Source organism: Kitasatospora sp. NPDC030952, assembly GCF_055571335.1.
In genome coordinates, this window is record NZ_JBVIFM010000022.1 from 128170 (window position 1) to 146508 (window position 18339).

Consider the following 18339-nt stretch of genomic DNA (forward strand, 5'->3'; position numbering starts at 1 on the left):
ACATAGAGGTTGTCATGTCGACCACGCCGGAAGCCCATCCGGACGCCCACCCGGAAGCCCACCGGGACGCCCCCTCCGGATCCCAGCCCGAGGCGGCCGCCAACTACCCCCGCACCCCCCGCACCACCCCCACCCGCTACAAGGACCGCGCCACCTGGGAGCGGGAGGCGATCCACGCCATCCTCGACGAGACCTACCTCTGCCACCTCGGCTTCGTCGCCGACGGCGCCCCGGTCGTCCTGCCGACGATCTACGCCCGGGTCGGCAGCCGGCTCTACCTGCACGGCTCCACCGGCAGCCGCCCGCTGCGCGCCGCCACCGACGAGCAGGGCCTGAAGGTCTGCGTCACCGTCACCCACGTCGACGCCCTGGTGCTGACCAAGTCCGCCTTCAACCACTCGGTGAACTTCCGCTCGGTGGTCGCCCACGGCACCGCGTACCAGGTCACCGACCCCGAGGAGCTGGACGTCGCGCTGGCCGCGCTGGTCGACCAGGTCGTCCCCGGCCGCTCCGGCGAGGTCCGCCCGGCCAATCCCAAGGAGCTCGCCGCCACCGCCGTGATCCGGCTGGAGCTGGACGAGGTCTCGGCCAAGACCCGCGAGGACGGCGCCGACGACGACCCGGCCGACGCCGACCTGCCGCACTGGTCCGGCATCGTCCCGGTCAGCACCGTGTTCGGCGCCCCCGAGCCGTACGACCCGACGATCCCGCTGCCCGCGCACATGCGCGCGTTCCCGCGCTGAGGAGGGCCCCCGATGCTGATCCGGTCCTGGGACCGCGGCGACGAGCAGGAGTGGCGGGCCTGGCTGGCCGAGGGCCGCGACTTCGGCCTGCTCGCCGCCAACGGCCGCCCCGGCGAGGGCCCGGTGCTCGTCCCGACGCACTTCCTGCTGGACGCCGGGCGCGGCGAGATCCTGCTCCACCTCGCCGCACCCAACCCGCTGCTGGCCGCCGTCCGGGCCGACCCGAACGTCACCCTGGCGGTCACCGACGACTACACCTTCGCCCCCGGCCACTGGCGCGGTGAGCCCGGCACGCCCACCAGCTACTACGCCTCGGTCCACTTCCACTGCACCGCCGAACTGGTCGAGTCCGCCGCGGGCAAGGCGGAGATCCTCAACCGCCAGCTGGCGCACTTCCAGCCGGAGACCCCGGAGGTCCGGGTGGTCCCCGGCGAGGGCGAGTTCGCCCGGCTGCTGCCCGGCCTGCGCGGGCTGCGGCTGACGGTCCGCGAGGTGCGCGCCAAGTTCAAGTACGACGACAAGAAGCCGGCCGCGGCGCAGCACGCGATCGCCGACCGACTCGCCGCCCGGGCGGACGCCCCCGCCCTGCGCCGCGACCAGGACGCCGCCGCCCGCGCCCAGCTGCTGCGGCGCCACGAGCGGCGCACGGGCCCCACCCGCACCGCCGACTGACCCTGTTTCACCCGATCGGCCCTGAACTCGGGCAGGTCGACCGCCGCGCTGCTCGAATGTGAGACGAGTCCTGCCCAGCCGTCAGAGCGGGCCCGTCCACCCCGGGGAGCGCACGTGTCCACAGTCCACCAGCAACGGGCGTCCGGCGAGGCCCACCTCGGGCACGTGATCTTCATTTCGGCGGCCGCCGCGATGGGCGGCTTCCTGTTCGGCTACGACAGCGCCGTGATCAACGGCGCGGTGACCGGCATCCAGAAGCACTTCGCGGTGGGCCACGGCACCACCGCCTTCGTGGTGGCCATCGCGCTGCTGGGCTCGGCCGTCGGCGCGGTGATCGCCGGCCGGCTGGCCGACCACTTCGGCCGGGTGCGCACGATGCTGCTGGCCGCCGTGCTGTTCGCGGCCAGCGGCATCGGCTCGATGTTCCCGCCGAACATCGAGGCGCTCGCCTCCTGGCGCGTGGTCGGCGGCATCGCGATCGGCATCGCCTCGGTGATCGCCCCCACCTACATCGCCGAGGTCGCCCCGACCGCCTACCGCGGCCGGCTGGCGTCCTTCCAGCAGATGGCGATCGTGCTCGGCATCACCGTCTCCCAACTCGCCAACTGGGCGCTCAACCAGGCCGCCGGCGGCGAGTCCACCGGCCACCTGGGCGGCATCCAGGCCTGGCAGTGGATGCTCGGCGTCGAGGCCATCCCGGCCCTGGTGTACGGCCTGATGGCGCTGGCCATCCCGGAGTCGCCGCGCTACCTGATCGCCGACCACCGCGAGGCCCAGGCCCGCAAGGTGCTGGCCGAGGTCGAGGGCGAGGACGTCGACCTGGACGCCCGGGTCGCCGAGATCCGCGCGGTGCTGGCGTCCACCCACAAGCCCCGGCTCAAGGACCTGCTCGGCGGCCGCTTCGGCCTGCTGCCGATCGTCTGGGTCGGCATCGGCGCCTCGGTGTTCCAGCAGTTCGTCGGCATCAACGTGATCTTCTACTACTCCTCCCTCCTCTGGCAGTCGGTCGGCATCAACGAGTCCAACTCGCTGCTGATCAGCCTCTCCACCTCGATCATCAACGTGATCGGCACGGTGATCGCGATGGCCCTGGTGGACCGGATCGGCCGCAAGCCGCTGGCCCTGGCCGGCTCCATCGGCATGGCCCTCGCCCTGTCCACCGCCGCCTGGGCGTTCTCCTACCGGCACGGCACCGGCGACACCGCCACCCTGGACAACACCCACGCCACCGTCGCCCTGGTCGCCGCGCACGTGTTCGTGCTCTGCTTCGCCTTCTCCTGGGGCGTGGTGGTCTGGGTGCTGCTCGGCGAGATGTTCCCCAACCGGATCCGCGCGCTGGCCCTGTCGGTCGCCGCGTCGGCCCAGTGGATCGCCAACTGGGCGATCACCGTCAGCTTCCCGGACCTCGCCGACTGGAACCTCTCCGCGACGTACGTCATCTACGCGGCCTTCGCGCTGCTCTCGATCCCGTTCGTGGCCTTCTGCATCAAGGAGACCAAGGGCCGCGCCCTGGAGGAGATGGGCTGACCGTCCGCGCCATCCCGTCCCCTCGCCGCACGCGGCCCGACCCACCGAGAGGAAGCCATGCCTGACCAGGGCGGCTCCCGGCAGAACGTCACCTTCCCGAGCAACGGCCGCACCGCGCACGGGTACCTGGCCCGTCCTCCGCAGGGGGTCGGGCCGGGCCTGGTGGTGGTGCAGGAGTGGTGGGGGCTCACCTCGCACGTCGCGGACATGGCCGACCGCTTCGCCGCCGAGGGGTTCACCGTCCTCGCCCCCGACCTGTTCGGCGGCGCCACCACCCACGACCGCGCCGAGGCGGCCCGGCTCAAGCGCGAACTGCCGGTCGAGCGGGCCGTGGAGGACCTCTCCGGCGCCGTCGACTTCCTGCTCGCGCTGGACGACGTGGTCGGCGACGCGGTCGGCGTGGTCGGCTTCTGCATGGGCGGCGGCTTCGCCCTGGTGCTGGCCGCCCGGGCCGGCGACCGGGTGGCCGCCGCGGTCCCGTTCTACGGCCTCCCGCCGGACCCGGACTTCGACTACCGCGGCCTGACCGCCCACGTCCTGGGCCACTTCGGCGAACTCGACGGCTCCATCCCGATGGCCGCCGTGGACGAGGCCGCGATCCGGATCGGCGAGGCCACCGACGTCCGCCCCGAGATCCACTTCTACCCGGCCGGGCACGCCTTCATGAACGACGAGAACCCGCTCGGCACCCACGACCCCCTGCAGGCCCGGATCGCCTGGCGGCGCACCCTCACCTTCCTCTGGGGCCACCTCGGCTGACGCACCGGACGGGTGCCGAAACCCGATGGACACCTGTACGAACTCCGGCCATAGTCACCGGGGTGCCCACCCCACACCCGCCGCGAGCCCGCCGACTGTCCTGGGCGAGCCGCAACTTCCGGATCCAGACCGCCGCCACCGTGATCAGCGGCCTCGGCAACGCCGGCGCCCCCATCGCCACCGCCTTCGCCGTCCTCGGCAACGGCGGCGGCGCCGCCGAGATCGGCTACGTCACCGCCGCCCGGCTGGTGCCCACCGTGCTGCTGGTGGTGGTCGGCGGCACCCTCGCCGACCGGCTGCCGCGCCACCACGTCATGGTCGCCGCCAACCTGTTCAGCGGCGCCTCCCAGGCCGTCCTGGCCGCCCTGGTCCTGGCCGGGAACGTCCAGCTGTGGCAGCTGCTGGTGCTCTCCGCCGCCGGCGGCGCCGGCTACGCGCTCTACTCCCCCGCCGCCGGGGGCATGATCATGCAGGCCGTCCCCCGGGAGCACGCCGCCCGGGCCTTCTCGGTCTTCCGGATGGGCCAGAACGCCGCCCAGATCGGCGGCGCCGCCCTCGGCGGGGCGCTCACCGCCGCGGTCGGCCCCGGCTGGGTGCTCGGCCTGGACGCCCTCTGCTTCCTGGCCGCCGCCGGCCTGCGGTTCCTCCTGGAGGCCGAGTCCGCCCCCGCGCCCACGGGCGGCGGCATGCTGCGCGACCTGCGGGAGGGCTGGCAGGAGTTCGCCTCCCGCCGCTGGCTCTGGGTGATCGTGCTGCAGTTCGCCGTGGTGGTGGCCTGCATCAACACGGTCGAGTCGGTGTACGGGCCGACGGTGGCCGAGCAGCGCCTGGGCGGCGCGGGCGCCTGGGGTCTGGCGATGTCCGCCTACGGCGTCGGCCTGGTGGTCACCGGTCTGCTGATGGCCCGTTGGCGCCCCCGCCGGATCCTGCTGGTCGGCAACTGGGGCGTGTTCCTGTTCGGCGCGCCCGCCCTGGCCCTGGCCGCCGGCGCACCGCTGCCGGCACTGGTCGCCGCGATGTTCCTGTCCGGCGTCGGGGTGACCGTCTTCGGCGTCAACTGGATGGTCGTGCTCCAGCAGGAGATCCCGGAGGAGATGTTCTCCCGGGTCTCCGCGTACGACGAGCTCGGCTCCTACTCGCTGGCCCCGGTCGGCACCGCGCTGGCCGGCCCGGTGGCCGCCGCGCTCGGCCTGTCCGGCGCGCTCTGGGCCTGCGCCGCGCTGTGCCTGCTGCTCAGCGCCGCCGTGCTGATCGACCCGCAGGTCCGCCGACTGTCCCGCCGCGCTCCCCGTCGGAGCACCCCGGACGCACCGGTGCCCGCGAGCGAGCCCGCGCCCGCGCCGTGAGCGCCCTGTGCGCCCCGCGTGCGCCCGTCGAAGAGCAACCACCGGTACGGGTGGTTCGTCCGACCAGGTAGGAAACACCATCCACTTGGGGGGCCCACCGGTGCCGAAGCCACTGCTGTTCCTGGACGTCGACGGGGTGCTGAACCCGGTCTGTCCGCATCCGGACGCCGGGTTCGACTCCCACACCCTGCTGGGCTACGCCGTCCTGCTCGCCGCCAAGCACGGCGCCTGGCTGCGCGAGCTGGCCGGCACCTACGAACTGGTCTGGGCCACCACCTGGGAGAAGCACGCCAACGACCACATCGCCCCGGCGATCGGCCTGGACCCGCTCCCCTTCGTCCGCTTCACCGGCTACGTCCCCCAGCCCGGCGACCCGCGCGTCCCGCTCATGGAGCTGTTCTCCGCCCGCAAGTGGGCGCCGCTGCTGCGCTACGCCGAGGGCCGGCCGTTCGCCTGGGTGGACGACGTCATCCCGTCCCGACTGGTCCGCCACTCGATGTGGCGCCGCGACCGCCTGCTGCTGCCGATCGACCCCGGCCAGGGCCTGGAGCGCCGGCACGTCGACCGACTGCTCACCCGCCCGCCGCGCGGCCACGCGCTGCCGGCCGGCGGACCGCTCAGGGGGTCGGCAGCCAGCTGACGTGCCCGGCGAGCAGCGCGTACCCGACGAAGGCCACCGTGTCGATCAGCGCGTGCGCCGCCACCAGCGGCATCACCCGCCCCCAGCGCCGGTACAGCAGGCAGAAGACCGCCCCCATCACCATGTTGCCGACCAGCCCGCCGACCCCCTGGTACAGGTGGTACGAGCCGCGCAGCACCGAGCTGGCCACCACCACCGCGGGCCAGGACCACCCGCGCTGCGCCAGCCGGCGCAGCAGGTAGCCGAGAACGACGACCTCCTCCAGGATGGCGTTCTGCCAGGCCGACAGCACCAGCACCGGCACCCGCCACCAGACGTCCGGCAGTCCCGAGGGCGCCACCGTCAGGTTGTACCCGGCGGCCTGCGAGGCCAGGTACAGCGCCAGCCCGGAGCCGCCGATCGCCGCCGCGACGCCCGCGCCCCGGCCGAGGTCGCGCAGCTTCTGGCGCAGGTCGAAGCCCAGCACCCGCAGCGAGGCGCCCTCGCGCACCAGCAGGTAGCCGACCAGCACCACCGGCATCAGCCCGCGCGCGATGGAGTAGAGCTGCCACACCAGGTCCAGCCAGGGCCGCCCGGGCGCGCGCGAGCCGTTCAGCGTGGCGACCTGCTGCCCGAGGTGGATCGGTTCGGTGAGCGAGCCCGCGAAGCTGATCACCGCGCTGATCCCGCTGGCCCCGAGCGACAGTCCGAGGACGATCAGCAGTTCCACGCCGAGCAGGCGCGGGGTGGGCGGCGCGCTCTCCGGCGCGGTCGAGCGGGTCGTCACGGGCGCTCCATCGAACGGATGCTCCATCGAACGGGTGATGGCTCCGGCGGTCGGCCGACGACCGGAGCGATCATCCTGACACAGTCCCCGGAGCGCTCAGCCGACCGGCCAGGTGTGCACCGGCTCGCCCCCGCGCATGTGCTCGGCGTAGCGCCTGGTCATCGCGGCGAGCGCGGCCGGGCGGTCCATCCCGTACCGCTCGCGCAGCCGGTGGAAGGTGGCGCTCTGCCAGGCCGCGCCGTTGGTGCGGCGCAGGCAGCGCTGCTCGATGATCCCCAGGTAGCGGTCCCGGTCGGCGGGCTCGACGCCCCACTCGTCCAGGCCCTGGTAGGCCATCGGCAGCAGCTCGTTGAGGACCAGGTCGACCGCCGACACCGTCTGCAGTCCGCCGCCGCGGCCGGCCCGGCCGGAGCGCGGCCACTGGAACACCGCGTCGATGCCGTACCGGGCGCCCTGCCGGAAGTTCTCGTCCGCCCGCTCGAACGGCAGCCGGGTCCAGATCGGCCGGGGCTGCTCGGCGAGCACCCGCACCAGCCCGTAGTAGAAGGCGGCGTTGGCCAGGGTGTCGGCCACCGTCGGCCCGGCCGGCAGCGCCCGGTTCTCCACCCGCAGGTGCGCGACCCCGCCGGAGACGTCGTACACCGGCCGGTTCCAGCGGTAGATGGTCCCGTTGTGCAGCCGCATCTCGGCGAGCCGGGGCGCGCCGCCGGAGGCCAGCACCTTCAGCGGGTCCTCGTCGTCGCAGATCGGCAGCAGCGCCGGGAAGTAGCGCAGGTTCTCCTCGAACAGGTCGTACGCCGAGTCCACCCAGCGCTCGCCGAACCAGGTGATCGGGCGCACGCCCTGGGCCTTGAGCTCCGCCGAACGGGTGTCACAGGCCTGCTGGAAGAGCACCGGACGGGTCTCCCGCCACAGCTCCCGCCCGAACAGGAACGGGGAGTTGGCACCGAGCGCGAGCTGCGGCCCGCAGATCGCCTGGGCGGCGTTCCACACCGAGGAGAACCGCTCCGGGGTCACCTGGAGGTGCAGTTGCAGCGAGGTCGCGGCGGCCTCGGCGACCATGGTGATCGACTCCAGCTGGAGGTGCTCGACGCCCTCGATGTCCAGCGCGATGTCCTCCCCCCGGGCGGCCAGGATCTGGTCGCTGAGCAGGCTGTACCGCTGGTTGTGGCTCATCGCGTCCAGCCCGGTGTGATCGTTCTCCAGGGTCGGCAGGATGCCCACCATGACGATCCGGGCGCCGGCCTCGGCCGCCTGCCGGTCGGCGTAGCGCAGTCCGGTGTCGATCTCCTCGCGCAGCTCCTCGAAGACGTGCCCGCAGAGCCGGTGCGGCACGATGTTGACCTCGATGTTGAACTGGCCCAGCTCGGTCTGGAAGTCGCTGGAGCCGATCGCGCTCAGCACCTGGGCGTTGCGCATCACCGGCAGGCCCTGTTCGTCGGCCAGGTTGAGCTCGATCTCCAGCCCCATCACCGCCCGCGGCCGGTCGAAGCGGTCCTCGCGCAGCATCCGCCCGAGCGCGTCGAGGCAGGCCTGGAGCTTGAGCCGGTACTGCTGCCGATCCGCGAGATCCGCCCGAGTCGCCACGACCTTCTCGCCCACGGTCCCCTCCTCCTGAGACACCCGGCCGGTCGACCGTGCCAGCATCATGCCCACCTCGAAGATCGATACCCGAACGCGCCGACTGGCTTGCAATGCAAGGGATCTGACGGTGATTCAGGCCATCTGCAGACTTGCTCGGCGCCACCGCCTGTGATAAACAGATCACCCTGCGCATTTGTTCGATGAAGTCGCTGAGTTCGCACTGCGCTCCGGCCGGTCCGTTCCCCGCCCCGAGGCCCTCGTCGAGGGCGGCGACCGCGCCGGCGCCGCGATCCTGCACAACCGGACAAGGCCGGCCCCCCGTCACCGTAGACGCACCGCGCCGCGCCGGTATGCCGCACTCGCACGCCGATCTCACCTGGAGAGGCGGACCCGCCATGACCCTGCAGACCCCCCAGCCCCCACCGAGCGCCCTGCGCGCGGTGCTGGGCGCGCTCGACTCGGAGACCGCACTGCGCCAGCCCGCCGCCGCAGCGCTGCGTCACCCGACCGGTCCACTGCTCCCCGCGCACCCGCTCGCGGTGCACGTCCTCGACGGTCCGCACCCGGAACTGCCCAACGCCCGTCGGACGGGCTGGCGCTTCCTGATCAAGGACGGCCCGGAGGTGGCGGCCGCCGCCGAGGTGGTGCAGAGCGCCGAGGGCCACACCTTCTCCCACTTCACCGCCGGCCCGTACCTCTCCTCCACCGTCCGGGCGCTGCGCGAGGCCTGGCAACTCGCCCAGAGCTCCCGCTCCCGCAGCCAGCCCCGGCTGCTGACCTTCCCGGGCCAGTACGCCACCGCGCTCTGGCTGCACAGCCCCGACGCCGGCCCGTCCACCGACCTGCTGATCCCGCTGGCCCCGGCCCCGCTCGGCGTCACCGCGCACCGCGCCTACCCGGCCGCCGAACTGCTCCCGCTGCTCACCCGCGCCCCGCTCGCCCGGCCGCTGCTGCTCGGCTCCGCCTGAGCCCGCGCCACCCGCCGCACCGGCCGCCGGGCACCGTGCCCGGCGGCCCTTCGCCGTGCGCTCCGACGGCCGCTGACGGCCGATGACGGTCGTTGACGGCATCACCCGAACGGCTACCACCCGAGTGGGCCACCCGCCATGGCCCCGTCGGGCCATGCGCCGACTGACCCACCGGTGCGCGGATTCCCCCGGGCCCCACCTGAACGGGTGATCTCTGCCCCGGAGTTGTGGCGCATGTCACCAAATTGCTGCGCGCGCGAGCTCGGATGCCGACACTGGGAACTAGCGTGGAAGGACCACCTGTCCTACCCACTTGAGCATCGGTCAAACCTGGCTGATGCGCGGACAGGATCCGACCACCAGGCGGCTCCGGACGGCTCGACCTCCGGTGACCGCACCACGGGGAGGATCGCAGAGCGAAGCGAGGGTACGCGTATGTGCCAGCACCGTCCTGAGTGCCCGATGGCCGAGTCCGAGGACCGCGAGGCGGCCGTACCGGTGGCCTGCCACCCGGAGCAGGGCTGGAGCCTGCTCTGCAACGGCGTCGTCCTGTTCGAGGACACCGGAGAGCTGCTGCCCGACGGCCGGGTGATCGGCCCGCGCCGGCCCGTCGCCCACGCGGCCTGAGCCGACCCGGCCCGACGACCGTACGGCCGGAACCGTACGGCCCGGGCCCATCGGGCGGGGGGAGACACCGAGACGCAAAGGGCAGGGCCCTGGCAGAAACGTTCTGCCAGGGCCCTGCCGCGTTCCTGCTCAGACGCCGTACTCGTCCAGCGGCGGGCAGGAGCAGACCAGGTTACGGTCGCCGTACGCGCCGTCGATCCGGCTCACCGGCGGCCAGTACTTGTCCGCCGGGTTCACGCCCGCCGGGAAGACCGCCTCCTGCCGCGAGTAGCCGTGCGCCCAGTCGCCGGCCAGCGTGGCGGCGGTGTGCGGGGCGTTGCGCAGCGGGTTGTCGTCGGCGGCCCACTCGCCCGAGCCGACCTTGTCGATCTCGCCGCGGATCTCGATCATCGCGTCGCAGAAGCGGTCGATCTCGTGCAGGTCCTCGGACTCGGTCGGCTCGATCATCAGCGTGCCGGCCACCGGGAAGGACATCGTCGGCGCGTGGAAGCCGTAGTCGATCAGGCGCTTGGCGATGTCGTCCACCGTCACGCCCGTCTCCTTGGTCAGCGGGCGCAGGTCGATGATGCACTCGTGCGCGACCAGCCCGCCCGGACCGGTGTAGAGCACCGGGAAGTGCGGGGCCAGGCGCTTGGCGATGTAGTTGGCGTTCAGCACCGCGACCTGGGTCGCGTGCTTGAGCCCCTCGCCGCCCATCAGCCGGACGTACGCCCAGGAGATCGGCAGGATCGCCGCCGAGCCCCACGGCGCGGCCGAGATCGGGCCGACGCCGGTGGCCGGGCCGGCCTCCGCCTGCAGCGGGTGGTTCGGCAGGTACGGCGCCAGGTGGGCGCGCACCGCGACCGGGCCGACGCCCGGGCCGCCGCCGCCGTGCGGGATGCAGAAGGTCTTGTGCAGGTTCAGGTGCGACACGTCCGCGCCGAACTTGCCCGGCTTGGCGAGACCGACCAGGGCGTTCAGGTTGGCGCCGTCCACGTACACCTGGCCGCCGGCCTCGTGCACCAGGGCGCAGATGTCGGTGATCTGGGTCTCGTACACGCCGTGGGTCGACGGGTAGGTGACCATCAGCACCGACAGGTTGTCGCGGTGCTGCTCGATCTTGGCCTTCAGGTCCTCGACGTCCACGTCGCCGTCGACCAGGGTCTTCACCACGACGACGCGCATGCCGGCCATCACCGCGGAGGCGGCGTTGGTGCCGTGCGCCGAGGACGGGATCAGGCAGACGTCGCGCTGGGTGTCGCCGTTGGCGTGGTGGTAGGCGCGGACGGCCAGCAGGCCGGCCAGCTCGCCCTGGGAGCCGGCGTTCGGCTGGATCGAGACGGCGTCGTAGCCGGTGACCTCGACCAGCTGCTGCTCCAGCTGGCGGATCAGGGTCAGGTAGCCCGCGGCCTGGTCGACCGGCGCGAAGGGGTGCAGCTGACCGAACTCCGGCCAGGTCACCGCCTCCATCTCGGTGGTGGCGTTGAGCTTCATGGTGCAGGAGCCCAGCGGGATCATGCCGCGGTCCAGCGCGTAGTCCCGGTCCGACAGGCGGCGCAGGTAGCGCAGCATGGCGGTCTCCGAGCGGTGGCTGTGGAAGACCGGGTGGGTCAGGTACTCGTCCGCGCGCAGCAGCGCGGCGGGCAGCGCGTCGGCGGCCTCGGCGACCTCGACCGCGGGGACGCCGAACGCGGCCCAGACGCCGGCCAGGTGCTCGCGGGTGGTGGTCTCGTCGGTGGAGACCGAGATCCGGTCCTCGCCGTCCTGGAACACGTTGATGCCGTTGGCGCGGGCGGCCGCGGCGATCTCGGCGGCGCGGCCCGGGACGACGGCGGTGACGGTGTCGAAGAACTCGCCGTGCAGCAGCTCGACGCCGCCGGCCCGCAGGCCCTCGGCGAGGGCGGCGGCGTAGCGGTGGGTGCGCCGGGCGATGTCGGCCAGGCCGTCCGGGCCGTGGTAGACGGCGTACATCGAGGCCATCACGGCGAGCAGCACCTGGGCGGTGCAGATGTTGCTGGTGGCCTTCTCGCGGCGGATGTGCTGCTCACGGGTCTGCAGCGCCAGGCGGTAGGCGCGGTTGCCGTCGGCGTCGACGGAGACGCCGACCAGGCGGCCGGGCAGCGAGCGGGCGTACTCGGCGCGCACCGAGAGGTAGCCGGCGTGCGGACCGCCGAAGCCCATCGGCACGCCGAAGCGCTGCGAGGTGCCGCAGGCGATGTCGGCGCCCAGCGCGCCCGGGGACTTGAGCAGGGTCAGCGCCAGCAGGTCGGCGGCGACGGCGACGATCGCGCCCAGCCCGTGGGCCTGCTCGATCACCGGGGTGAGGTCGCGGACCACGCCGGTGGCGCCCGGGTACTGCAGCAGCACGCCGAAGACGCCGCGCTCGGCGATCTCGGCCGGGATGCCCCCGGACAGGTCGGCGACGACGACCTCGACACCGGTCGGCACGGCGCGGGTGTTGATCACCGCGACGGTCTGCGGCAGGGTCTCGGCGTCGACCAGGAAGACGCCGCCCTTGACCTTGGTCACGCGGCGGGCCAGCGCCATCGCCTCGGCGGCCGCGGTGCCCTCGTCCAGCAGCGAGGAGCCGGAGGTGGGCAGGCCGGTCAGGTCGGAGACCAGGGTCTGGAAGTTGAGCAGCGCCTCCAGGCGGCCCTGCGAGATCTCCGGCTGGTACGGGGTGTAGGCCGTGTACCAGGCCGGGTTCTCCATGACGTTGCGCAGGATCACCGGCGGGGTGAAGGTGCCGTAGTAGCCCAGGCCGATCATCGGCTGGAGCACCTGGTTGCGGCCGGCCAGCTCGCGCAGCTCGGCGAGGACCTGCGCCTCGCTGCGGCCCGCGGGCAGGTCCAGGGCGGTGATGGAACGGATCGCCTCGGGAACGGCGGTGGCGGCGAGCTCGTCCAGCGAGCCGTAGCCGACGGACGCCAGCATCTTCTCCTGCGCGGCGGCGTCGGGGCCGATGTGGCGGTTCTCGAAGGGGCTGGCCAGCTCAAGCTCGGTGAGGGTCGAGGCGCTGGTGGGGCGTCCCGCGTTCGGCTGGGCGTTCATGGTGGTCGAGGCCTCCTGGTCACGGACCGGCGGGGGTACGCACGCCGACCGGCCGACGCCGCTGCGGACAGCGGACCGGCCTGGGCGGACGGACCCGAAAGGCCTCCCCCTCTGTCATCGGGACCTGAGAGCTTCGCCCGCACGTCGCGCTGTGGCGCTCCGTCGGCTTGCACCGTCGGTGAGGGTGGTGATCGCCGGCTCCCGCGCCGACGCTCCTGCCCTGCTTTCCAGAGTGACCTATCCCGCACGGTACGGATGCCTGAGAGATTCCGGGGAGGAGTTGCTCCTTCGGCGCCTCGACCAGCGGTTTTCGCTGTCGGGGACTCTCCCGAGCGGGCTCGGCGGTCGCGGCCCAGGGTACCAGCGGGCGGCCCTGCGATCACGGGTGCGTCGGGTCGACTCCGGGTCTACGCGCGTCCCCCGTACGGAGCAGCGCGGACCCGTCCGGCCGCACCCCGGTCGCGCACGTCCGGTTCATGGCTTTTGGTGTGAAGTGGCGGACGGGACGGGTGCTCCGGCCGCCTTACCTGCGGGAGTTCCGCAGGCGCAGCGCTTGGAGGAAAGAGTGCAGACCGACATCGACCCCCGAGACCTCATCGGCCACAAGGCGGTCGACCGCAACGGAGACAAGATCGGCACGATCGACGAGGTGTACCTCGACGACGCCACCGGCCGGCCGGAGTGGGCGGCCGTCCGCACCGGCATCTTCGGCCGGGACGCCTTCGTCCCGCTCACCACGAGCGAGTTCTCCGGCGAAGAACTCCGGGTGCCCTACGACAAGTCGCTGGTCAAGGACTCGCCGGACTTCGGCGTGGGCCAGCACCTCTCGCCCGCCCAGGAGCTCCAGCTCTACCGCTACTACGGGCTCGACACCCCGGCGGACGGCCACCCGGCCAACGGTGAGCCCGCCCGGGCGGCCCAGCCCGACCTCGACTTCGGCACCACCACGGCCGCCGCGGTCGCCAAGCCGCTCGCCTTCCACTCCCCCGAACCCGGCCCGACCATGACCACCGTCGCCACCGCGACGACCACCAGCACCGACACCGCCACGGAGGCCCACGTGCGGACCCTCAGCACCCCCGCACCGGTCGCCAACGGCACGGTGACCGCGCCGACCGCCACCCCGGTGGTCGAGCCGAAGCACCAGCCGGTCCCGTCCGCGGTCGATCCGACCGGCACCGCCGCCGCCTCGGCCCCCAACGGCCCGGTCGAGATCACCTGCCGCGAGGAGCGCCTGGACATCACCACCGAGTGGCACGTCCTGGGCACCGCGAAGCTGCGCAAGTACGTGACCAGCGAGCAGGTCGAGCGCCGCGTCCCGGTGGTCCGCGAGCGGGTCCGGGTGGAGCGGATGCCGGTCGGCGACGCCGAGCGCGCCTCGCTCACCGAGAAGGAGATCGCCGAGGCGGTGGAGGAGGTCACCCTCCGTGAGGAGCGGCCGGTGGTCCGCAAGTACCTCGCCCCGATCGAGCGGGTCCGCCTGGTGGTGGAGCGCTACACCGCGGAGGAGGTCGTCCAGGACGAGCTCCGCCGCGAGAACGTCGAGGTCCACGACGACACCGCCGCGGCCGCCGAGCCGGACGCCCCGGTCATCGACGGCGCCCGCCCGTCCGCGCTGCGCCCCCTGGTCTGACCGACCCCGCACCAGCAAGGGCCTCGGACTCCGGTCCGGGGCCCTTCGCCGTGCCCGCCCCCGCGCCGAGCCCACCCGACCGGCCGTCAACGCCCGGTCCGCCGAAGGCAAAGCCTTCCCCTTTGCCAAACCTTAACCACTCGATATTTGACACTCTGAAGTATCTCCCTGCACAGTTACTTCAGTTCATTCACTATGTACGGGAGGAAGCAACCGTGAGTGAGGCACCACAGCCCACCACCGCGGCCGAGAAGCAGAGCAACGCCCGGGTCCTGCCGGCCCTCATCCTGGCGATGCTGTCGTTCAGCGTGGTGCAGACCGCGGTCGTACCGATCCTGCCGTCGCTGGCCAAGGAACTGGACGTCTCCGGCTCCAACATCACCTGGCTGATGACCGCCAACCTGCTGTCCGCGGCCGTGCTGACTCCCCTGCTGGGCCGCTTCGGCGACCTCCGGGGCCGCAAGCCCATGCTGCTGATCTCGCTGGCCGGCCTGGTCGCCGGTTCGGCGCTGGCGGTCAGCACCCACTCCTTCACCTGGCTGATCGTCGCCCGCGTCCTCCAGGGCGCCGGCGGTGGCGTGATGCCGCTGGCGATCAGCATCGTCCGTGACGAGCTGCCCAAGCAGAAGGTGACCGGCGGCGTCGCCGCCATCAGCGCCTCGATGGGCGTCGGCTCCGGCCTCGGCCTGGTCGCGACCGGCCTGCTGCTGGAGCACTGGAACTACAAGTCGATCTTCTGGATGGGCCTGGCCTTCGGCCTGCTCGCGGTCGCCCTGGTCGCCTTCCGCGTCCCGTCCGACCCGGTCGTCGACAAGGAGGGCGGCGCCGACCCGCTCGGCGCCATCACCCTGGCCGCCTGGCTCTCCGCGCTGCTGGTCGCCGTCAGCCAGGGCAACCACTGGGGCTGGACCTCCACCAAGACCCTCGGCCTGTTCGCCGTCGCCGCCGTGGTCGCCCTGATCTGGGGCGTCATCGAGACCAAGGTCGCCCACCCGCTGGTGGACCTGAAGATGATGGGCCGCCCGGCCGTCGCCTTCACCAACCTGGCCGGTCTGCTCATCGGCTTCGGCATGTACGGCTCGTTCATGGTCATCAGCAACTTCGCCCAGACCCCGGAGAAGCTGGCCCACTACGGCTTCACCGCGACCGTCCTGCACGCCGGCGTGATGCTGCTGCCGTCCGCGATCGGCTCGATGGTGGCCGCCCCGGTCGGCGCCGTGCTGATCGCCCGCCGCGGCCCGCGCCTGCCGCTGGTCCTCGGCGGCGTCCTCGGCGCGATCGCGATGGCCTACCTGGCGCTGCGCCACAGCGCCGAAGGCGACATCTACACCGCCTCCGCCATCTTCGGCCTCGGTATCGGCCTCGCCTTCGCCGCGATGCCCGCCTTCATCAACGGCGCCGTCCCGGTCGAGCAGAGCGGCATCGCCAACGGCATGAACTCCGTGCTCCGCACCGTCGGCGGCGCGATCGGCACCGCCGTGATGACCGCCATCCTGACCGGTGACACCATGAAGTTCCCGATCAAGCTGCCGGTGCAGATCCCCACCCTGGACGCCTACAAGCACGCGTTCTGGACCACGGCCGTCATCTGCGTCATCGCCGGCGTCGTCCCCTTCCTGATCCGTACCGTCAAGCCGGCCGTCACCGCCGTCGCCGGCGGCTCGGCCCGGCAGGACTCCAGCCCCGAGCTGGCCAAGACCGACGCCTGACGAGGCGTCCGGCCCGCGCGCTCAGGGACAGGACGCGCGGGCCCGGCCTCCGCTCGGTCGCGAGGGCATCACGACCGTCCGGGGACCGGCACGGTATGCGGCCCCACCCGGTACTCCTACCGGGTGGGGCCGTTCCGCGTTCTCCCGCTTCACTCCCCGTCGCCGGCGGGCTCCTCGGCCTGCCGCAGCGGCAGCGGCCGGGCCGGCTCCAGCTCCGGATCGTCCACCGAGAAGGTCCGCACCCGCCCCGGCCCGCTCCACGGCGTCTCGAACCGCACGGTCACCCGCCCGACCCCGCTGCCCTGCACCCAGCCCGGCCCCCACTCGGCGTGCCGGACGTCCTGTCCGGGCATCCAGCGCCGCACCACGGGCTCCTCCGGCTCCTCCTCGGCCACCGCCGCCTCGGCGACCTCGGCGTGCTCCGCCGCCTCCTCCCGGAGCGCCTGGGCGAACAGGTCCTCCTGGGTGTAGTCGGCCAGCTGGGCCACGCCCACCCCGAGCAGCCGGACCCCGCCGGTGATGTCCACCTGCTCCGCCAGGCGCCGCGCCGTCGCGGTGATCACCGCCTGGTCGTCGGTGGGCCCGCCCAGGGTCTCCGAGCGGGTCAGGGTCGAGAAGTCGAAGCGCCGCACCTTGAGCACCACCGTCCGCCCCGAACGCCCGGCCGCCCGCAGCCGCCGCACGCACCGGCCGGCCAGCGCCTCCACCTCGCGCAGCACCCGGTCCCGGTCGGCCAGGTCCACCTCGTAGGTGTCCTCCACCGAGACCGACTTGGCGTCCTGGTCGGCCACCACCGGCCGCTCGTCCAGTCCTATGGACATCTGGAAGACCCCGGCGCCGTGCGCCCGCCCGAGCAGCTGGACCAGCTCCGCCTCCCCCGCCTCCGCCAGGTCGGCCACCGTGCTCAGCCCGGCCCGCCGCAGCACCTGCTCGGTGGCCGGCCCGATCCCGGGCAGCGCCCGGACCGGCATCGGCCCGAGCACGGCCCGCTCCTGCCCGGGCTCGATCAGCACCAGCCCGTTCGGCTTGGCCTGCTCGGAGGCGATCTTCGCCATCAGCTTGGAGCCCGCCGCCCCCACCGAGCCGGTCAGCCCGGTGAACCGCTGGATGTCCGCCCGCAGGTCCTCCGCCAGGGCCAGTACCAGTTGCTCCCCGGTCTCGTGGTCCGCCTCCGTCAGCGCCGGACCGTACGGACCGGCCTCCAGGTCGACGAAGGCCTCGTCCAGGCTCAGCGGCTGCACCAGCGGCGACAGTTCGCGCAGCAGCCCCATCACGATCTCGCTGTTCTGCCGGTACGCCTCGAACCGCCCGGCCAGGAACGCCGCGTTGGGGCACAGCCGCCGCGCCTGCGCCATCGGCATCGCCGAGTGCACCCCGAACGTGCGCGCCTCGTACGAGGCCGTGGACACCACCCCGCGCCCGCCGAGCCCGCCGACGACCACCGGTTTGCCGCGCAGGCTCGGCTTGGCCGCCTGCTCCACCGCCGCGAAGAAGGCGTCCATGTCGAGGTGGATGATGCTCGGCAGAGATCGCACCCGCCGATCATCGCGCACGGGTCCGACAGTGCGTACGAACCCGGCCGACGCCCCACGGCCGGCCGCTCGCCGCTACCGCTTCGCGGCCTGGGCCAGCGCCTTCGGGATGCCGTCCTCCGTGGGCCCGAGGAACACCGGGTCCGGCCGCAGCCACACGTTCACCGCCGCCTTTCCCGCCCCGGCGACCTCCCGCAGCCCGCCGTACAGCCAGGTGTTGTCGTGCAGCTCCGGCACACCGACCGCGTACGAGCGGATGCCCGCCGCCTCGCACAGCGCCAGCGCCCGCCGGACGTGGAAGTCCTGGCTGACCAGCACCGCGCGGTCCACCCCGAAGATCCGGTGCGCCCGGGTGCAGGAGTTCCAGGTGTCGAAGCCGGCGTAGTCCCGCACCACCCGGTCCGCCGGGATCCCGTGCTCGGTCAGGTACTGGTACATCGCGTCCGGCTCGTCGTACTCGGTCCGCCCGTTGTCCCCGGTCACCAGGACGGCCTTCACCTTGCCCTCCCGGTACAGGTCCAGTGCCGCCACCAGCCGGTGCTCCAGGTACGGCGACGGCTTGCCCTGGTCCAGCCCGGCGCCGAAGACCACCGCGACCGGCGCCGAGGGCGCGCTCTCCACCGTGCCCACCCGGTCCCCCGCCGCGATCCACAGCCAGGCACTGGGCGCCAGCGCCAGCGAGCACAGCAGCGTCGCCGCCTGGAAGACCCTGCGCTGCGTCCGGCGCTCCCGCAGCCGCGCCCGGAGCCCCCCGGCCCGACGCCGCACCAGCTCCGATATCCCGGCGCCGACCTCCACGTGCC

General features: G+C 73.0%; 15 protein-coding genes and 2 riboswitches. Of the genes, 10 read left to right on the forward strand and 5 right to left on the reverse strand.

Annotation, left to right across the window (positions count from 1 at the left end):
- Window positions 1-14: 14 nt before the first annotated feature.
- The 6 genes from ACZ47G_RS31060 to ACZ47G_RS31085 all read left to right on the forward strand — a co-directional run bounded on the left by ACZ47G_RS31060 (window position 15) and on the right by ACZ47G_RS31085 (window position 5687).
- A complete protein-coding gene (locus tag ACZ47G_RS31060; RefSeq protein WP_465748360.1) occupies window positions 15-743 on the forward strand; it encodes a pyridoxamine 5'-phosphate oxidase family protein in 729 nt (242 codons plus the stop codon).
- A 12-nt stretch (window positions 744-755) separates the two neighbouring features.
- Entirely contained in the window at window positions 756-1415 is a 660-nt protein-coding gene (locus ACZ47G_RS31065) for an FMN-binding negative transcriptional regulator (protein WP_465748362.1), read from the forward strand.
- Between the two features lie 114 nt (window positions 1416-1529).
- Entirely contained in the window at window positions 1530-2942 is a 1413-nt protein-coding gene (locus ACZ47G_RS31070; RefSeq protein WP_465748364.1) for a sugar porter family MFS transporter, read from the forward strand.
- 57 nt (window positions 2943-2999) lie between these two features.
- Window positions 3000-3701 (forward strand): dienelactone hydrolase family protein, encoded by a 702-nt coding sequence (locus ACZ47G_RS31075; RefSeq protein ID WP_465748366.1) that lies wholly within the window; start codon window positions 3000-3002, stop codon window positions 3699-3701.
- Between the two features lie 62 nt (window positions 3702-3763).
- Window positions 3764-5047, forward strand: a complete 1284-nt coding sequence (locus ACZ47G_RS31080) for an MFS transporter (protein WP_465748368.1) — start codon at window positions 3764-3766, stop codon at window positions 5045-5047.
- Window positions 5048-5147: 100 nt separating this feature from the next.
- Window positions 5148-5687, forward strand: coding sequence for an HAD domain-containing protein (locus tag ACZ47G_RS31085; RefSeq protein WP_465748370.1), 540 nt, complete (start codon window positions 5148-5150; stop codon window positions 5685-5687).
- On the opposite strand, the gene ACZ47G_RS31090 is transcribed toward ACZ47G_RS31085, so the two are convergent.
- A complete protein-coding gene (locus ACZ47G_RS31090) occupies window positions 5665-6480 on the reverse strand; it encodes a CPBP family intramembrane glutamic endopeptidase (protein ID WP_465748372.1) in 816 nt (271 codons plus the stop codon). The genes ACZ47G_RS31085 and ACZ47G_RS31090 overlap by 23 nt on opposite strands.
- A gap of 69 nt (window positions 6481-6549) precedes the next feature.
- Entirely contained in the window at window positions 6550-8055 is a 1506-nt protein-coding gene (locus ACZ47G_RS31095; RefSeq protein ID WP_465748374.1) for a glutamate-cysteine ligase family protein, read from the reverse strand.
- Window positions 8056-8432: 377 nt separating this feature from the next.
- On the opposite strand from ACZ47G_RS31095, the gene ACZ47G_RS31100 reads away from it, so the two are divergent.
- Window positions 8433-9005 carry a hypothetical protein gene (locus ACZ47G_RS31100; protein WP_465748376.1) on the forward strand — a complete coding sequence of 191 codons (573 nt, stop codon included), beginning with the start codon at window positions 8433-8435 and terminating at the stop codon, window positions 9003-9005.
- Window positions 9006-9440: 435 nt separating this feature from the next.
- Window positions 9441-9632, forward strand: a complete 192-nt coding sequence (locus ACZ47G_RS31105; protein ID WP_380456847.1) for a DUF5999 family protein — start codon at window positions 9441-9443, stop codon at window positions 9630-9632.
- Window positions 9633-9761: 129 nt separating this feature from the next.
- Here the strand turns inward: ACZ47G_RS31105 and gcvP are convergent, their stop codons facing one another.
- The gene (gcvP, locus tag ACZ47G_RS31110) at window positions 9762-12662 is read right to left on the reverse strand and encodes an aminomethyl-transferring glycine dehydrogenase (RefSeq protein ID WP_380456845.1); all 2901 of its coding nucleotides are present in this window, start codon (window positions 12660-12662) and stop codon (window positions 9762-9764) included.
- A 104-nt stretch (window positions 12663-12766) separates the two neighbouring features.
- Window positions 12767-12898, reverse strand: a riboswitch (glycine riboswitch).
- Window position 12899: 1 nt separating this feature from the next.
- Window positions 12900-13003, reverse strand: a riboswitch (glycine riboswitch).
- Window positions 13004-13227: 224 nt separating this feature from the next.
- Between gcvP and ACZ47G_RS31115 the strand changes: the two genes are divergently transcribed.
- Together ACZ47G_RS31115 and ACZ47G_RS31120 are read left to right on the forward strand one after the other, a co-directional pair.
- Window positions 13228-14295: a PRC and DUF2382 domain-containing protein gene (locus ACZ47G_RS31115; protein ID WP_465748378.1), complete on the forward strand. Its 1068-nt coding sequence runs from the start codon at window positions 13228-13230 to the stop codon at window positions 14293-14295.
- 215 nt (window positions 14296-14510) lie between these two features.
- Window positions 14511-16004: an MFS transporter gene (locus ACZ47G_RS31120; protein WP_465748380.1), complete on the forward strand. Its 1494-nt coding sequence runs from the start codon at window positions 14511-14513 to the stop codon at window positions 16002-16004.
- A gap of 149 nt (window positions 16005-16153) precedes the next feature.
- On the opposite strand, the gene ACZ47G_RS31125 is transcribed toward ACZ47G_RS31120, so the two are convergent.
- Complete coding sequence (locus ACZ47G_RS31125) at window positions 16154-17539, reverse strand: DNA polymerase IV (RefSeq protein WP_465748382.1); 1386 nt, start codon at window positions 17537-17539, stop codon at window positions 16154-16156.
- 72 nt (window positions 17540-17611) lie between these two features.
- Window positions 17612-18334 (reverse strand): SanA/YdcF family protein, encoded by a 723-nt coding sequence (locus ACZ47G_RS31130; RefSeq protein ID WP_465748384.1) that lies wholly within the window; start codon window positions 18332-18334, stop codon window positions 17612-17614.
- Window positions 18335-18339: the final 5 nt, after the last annotated feature.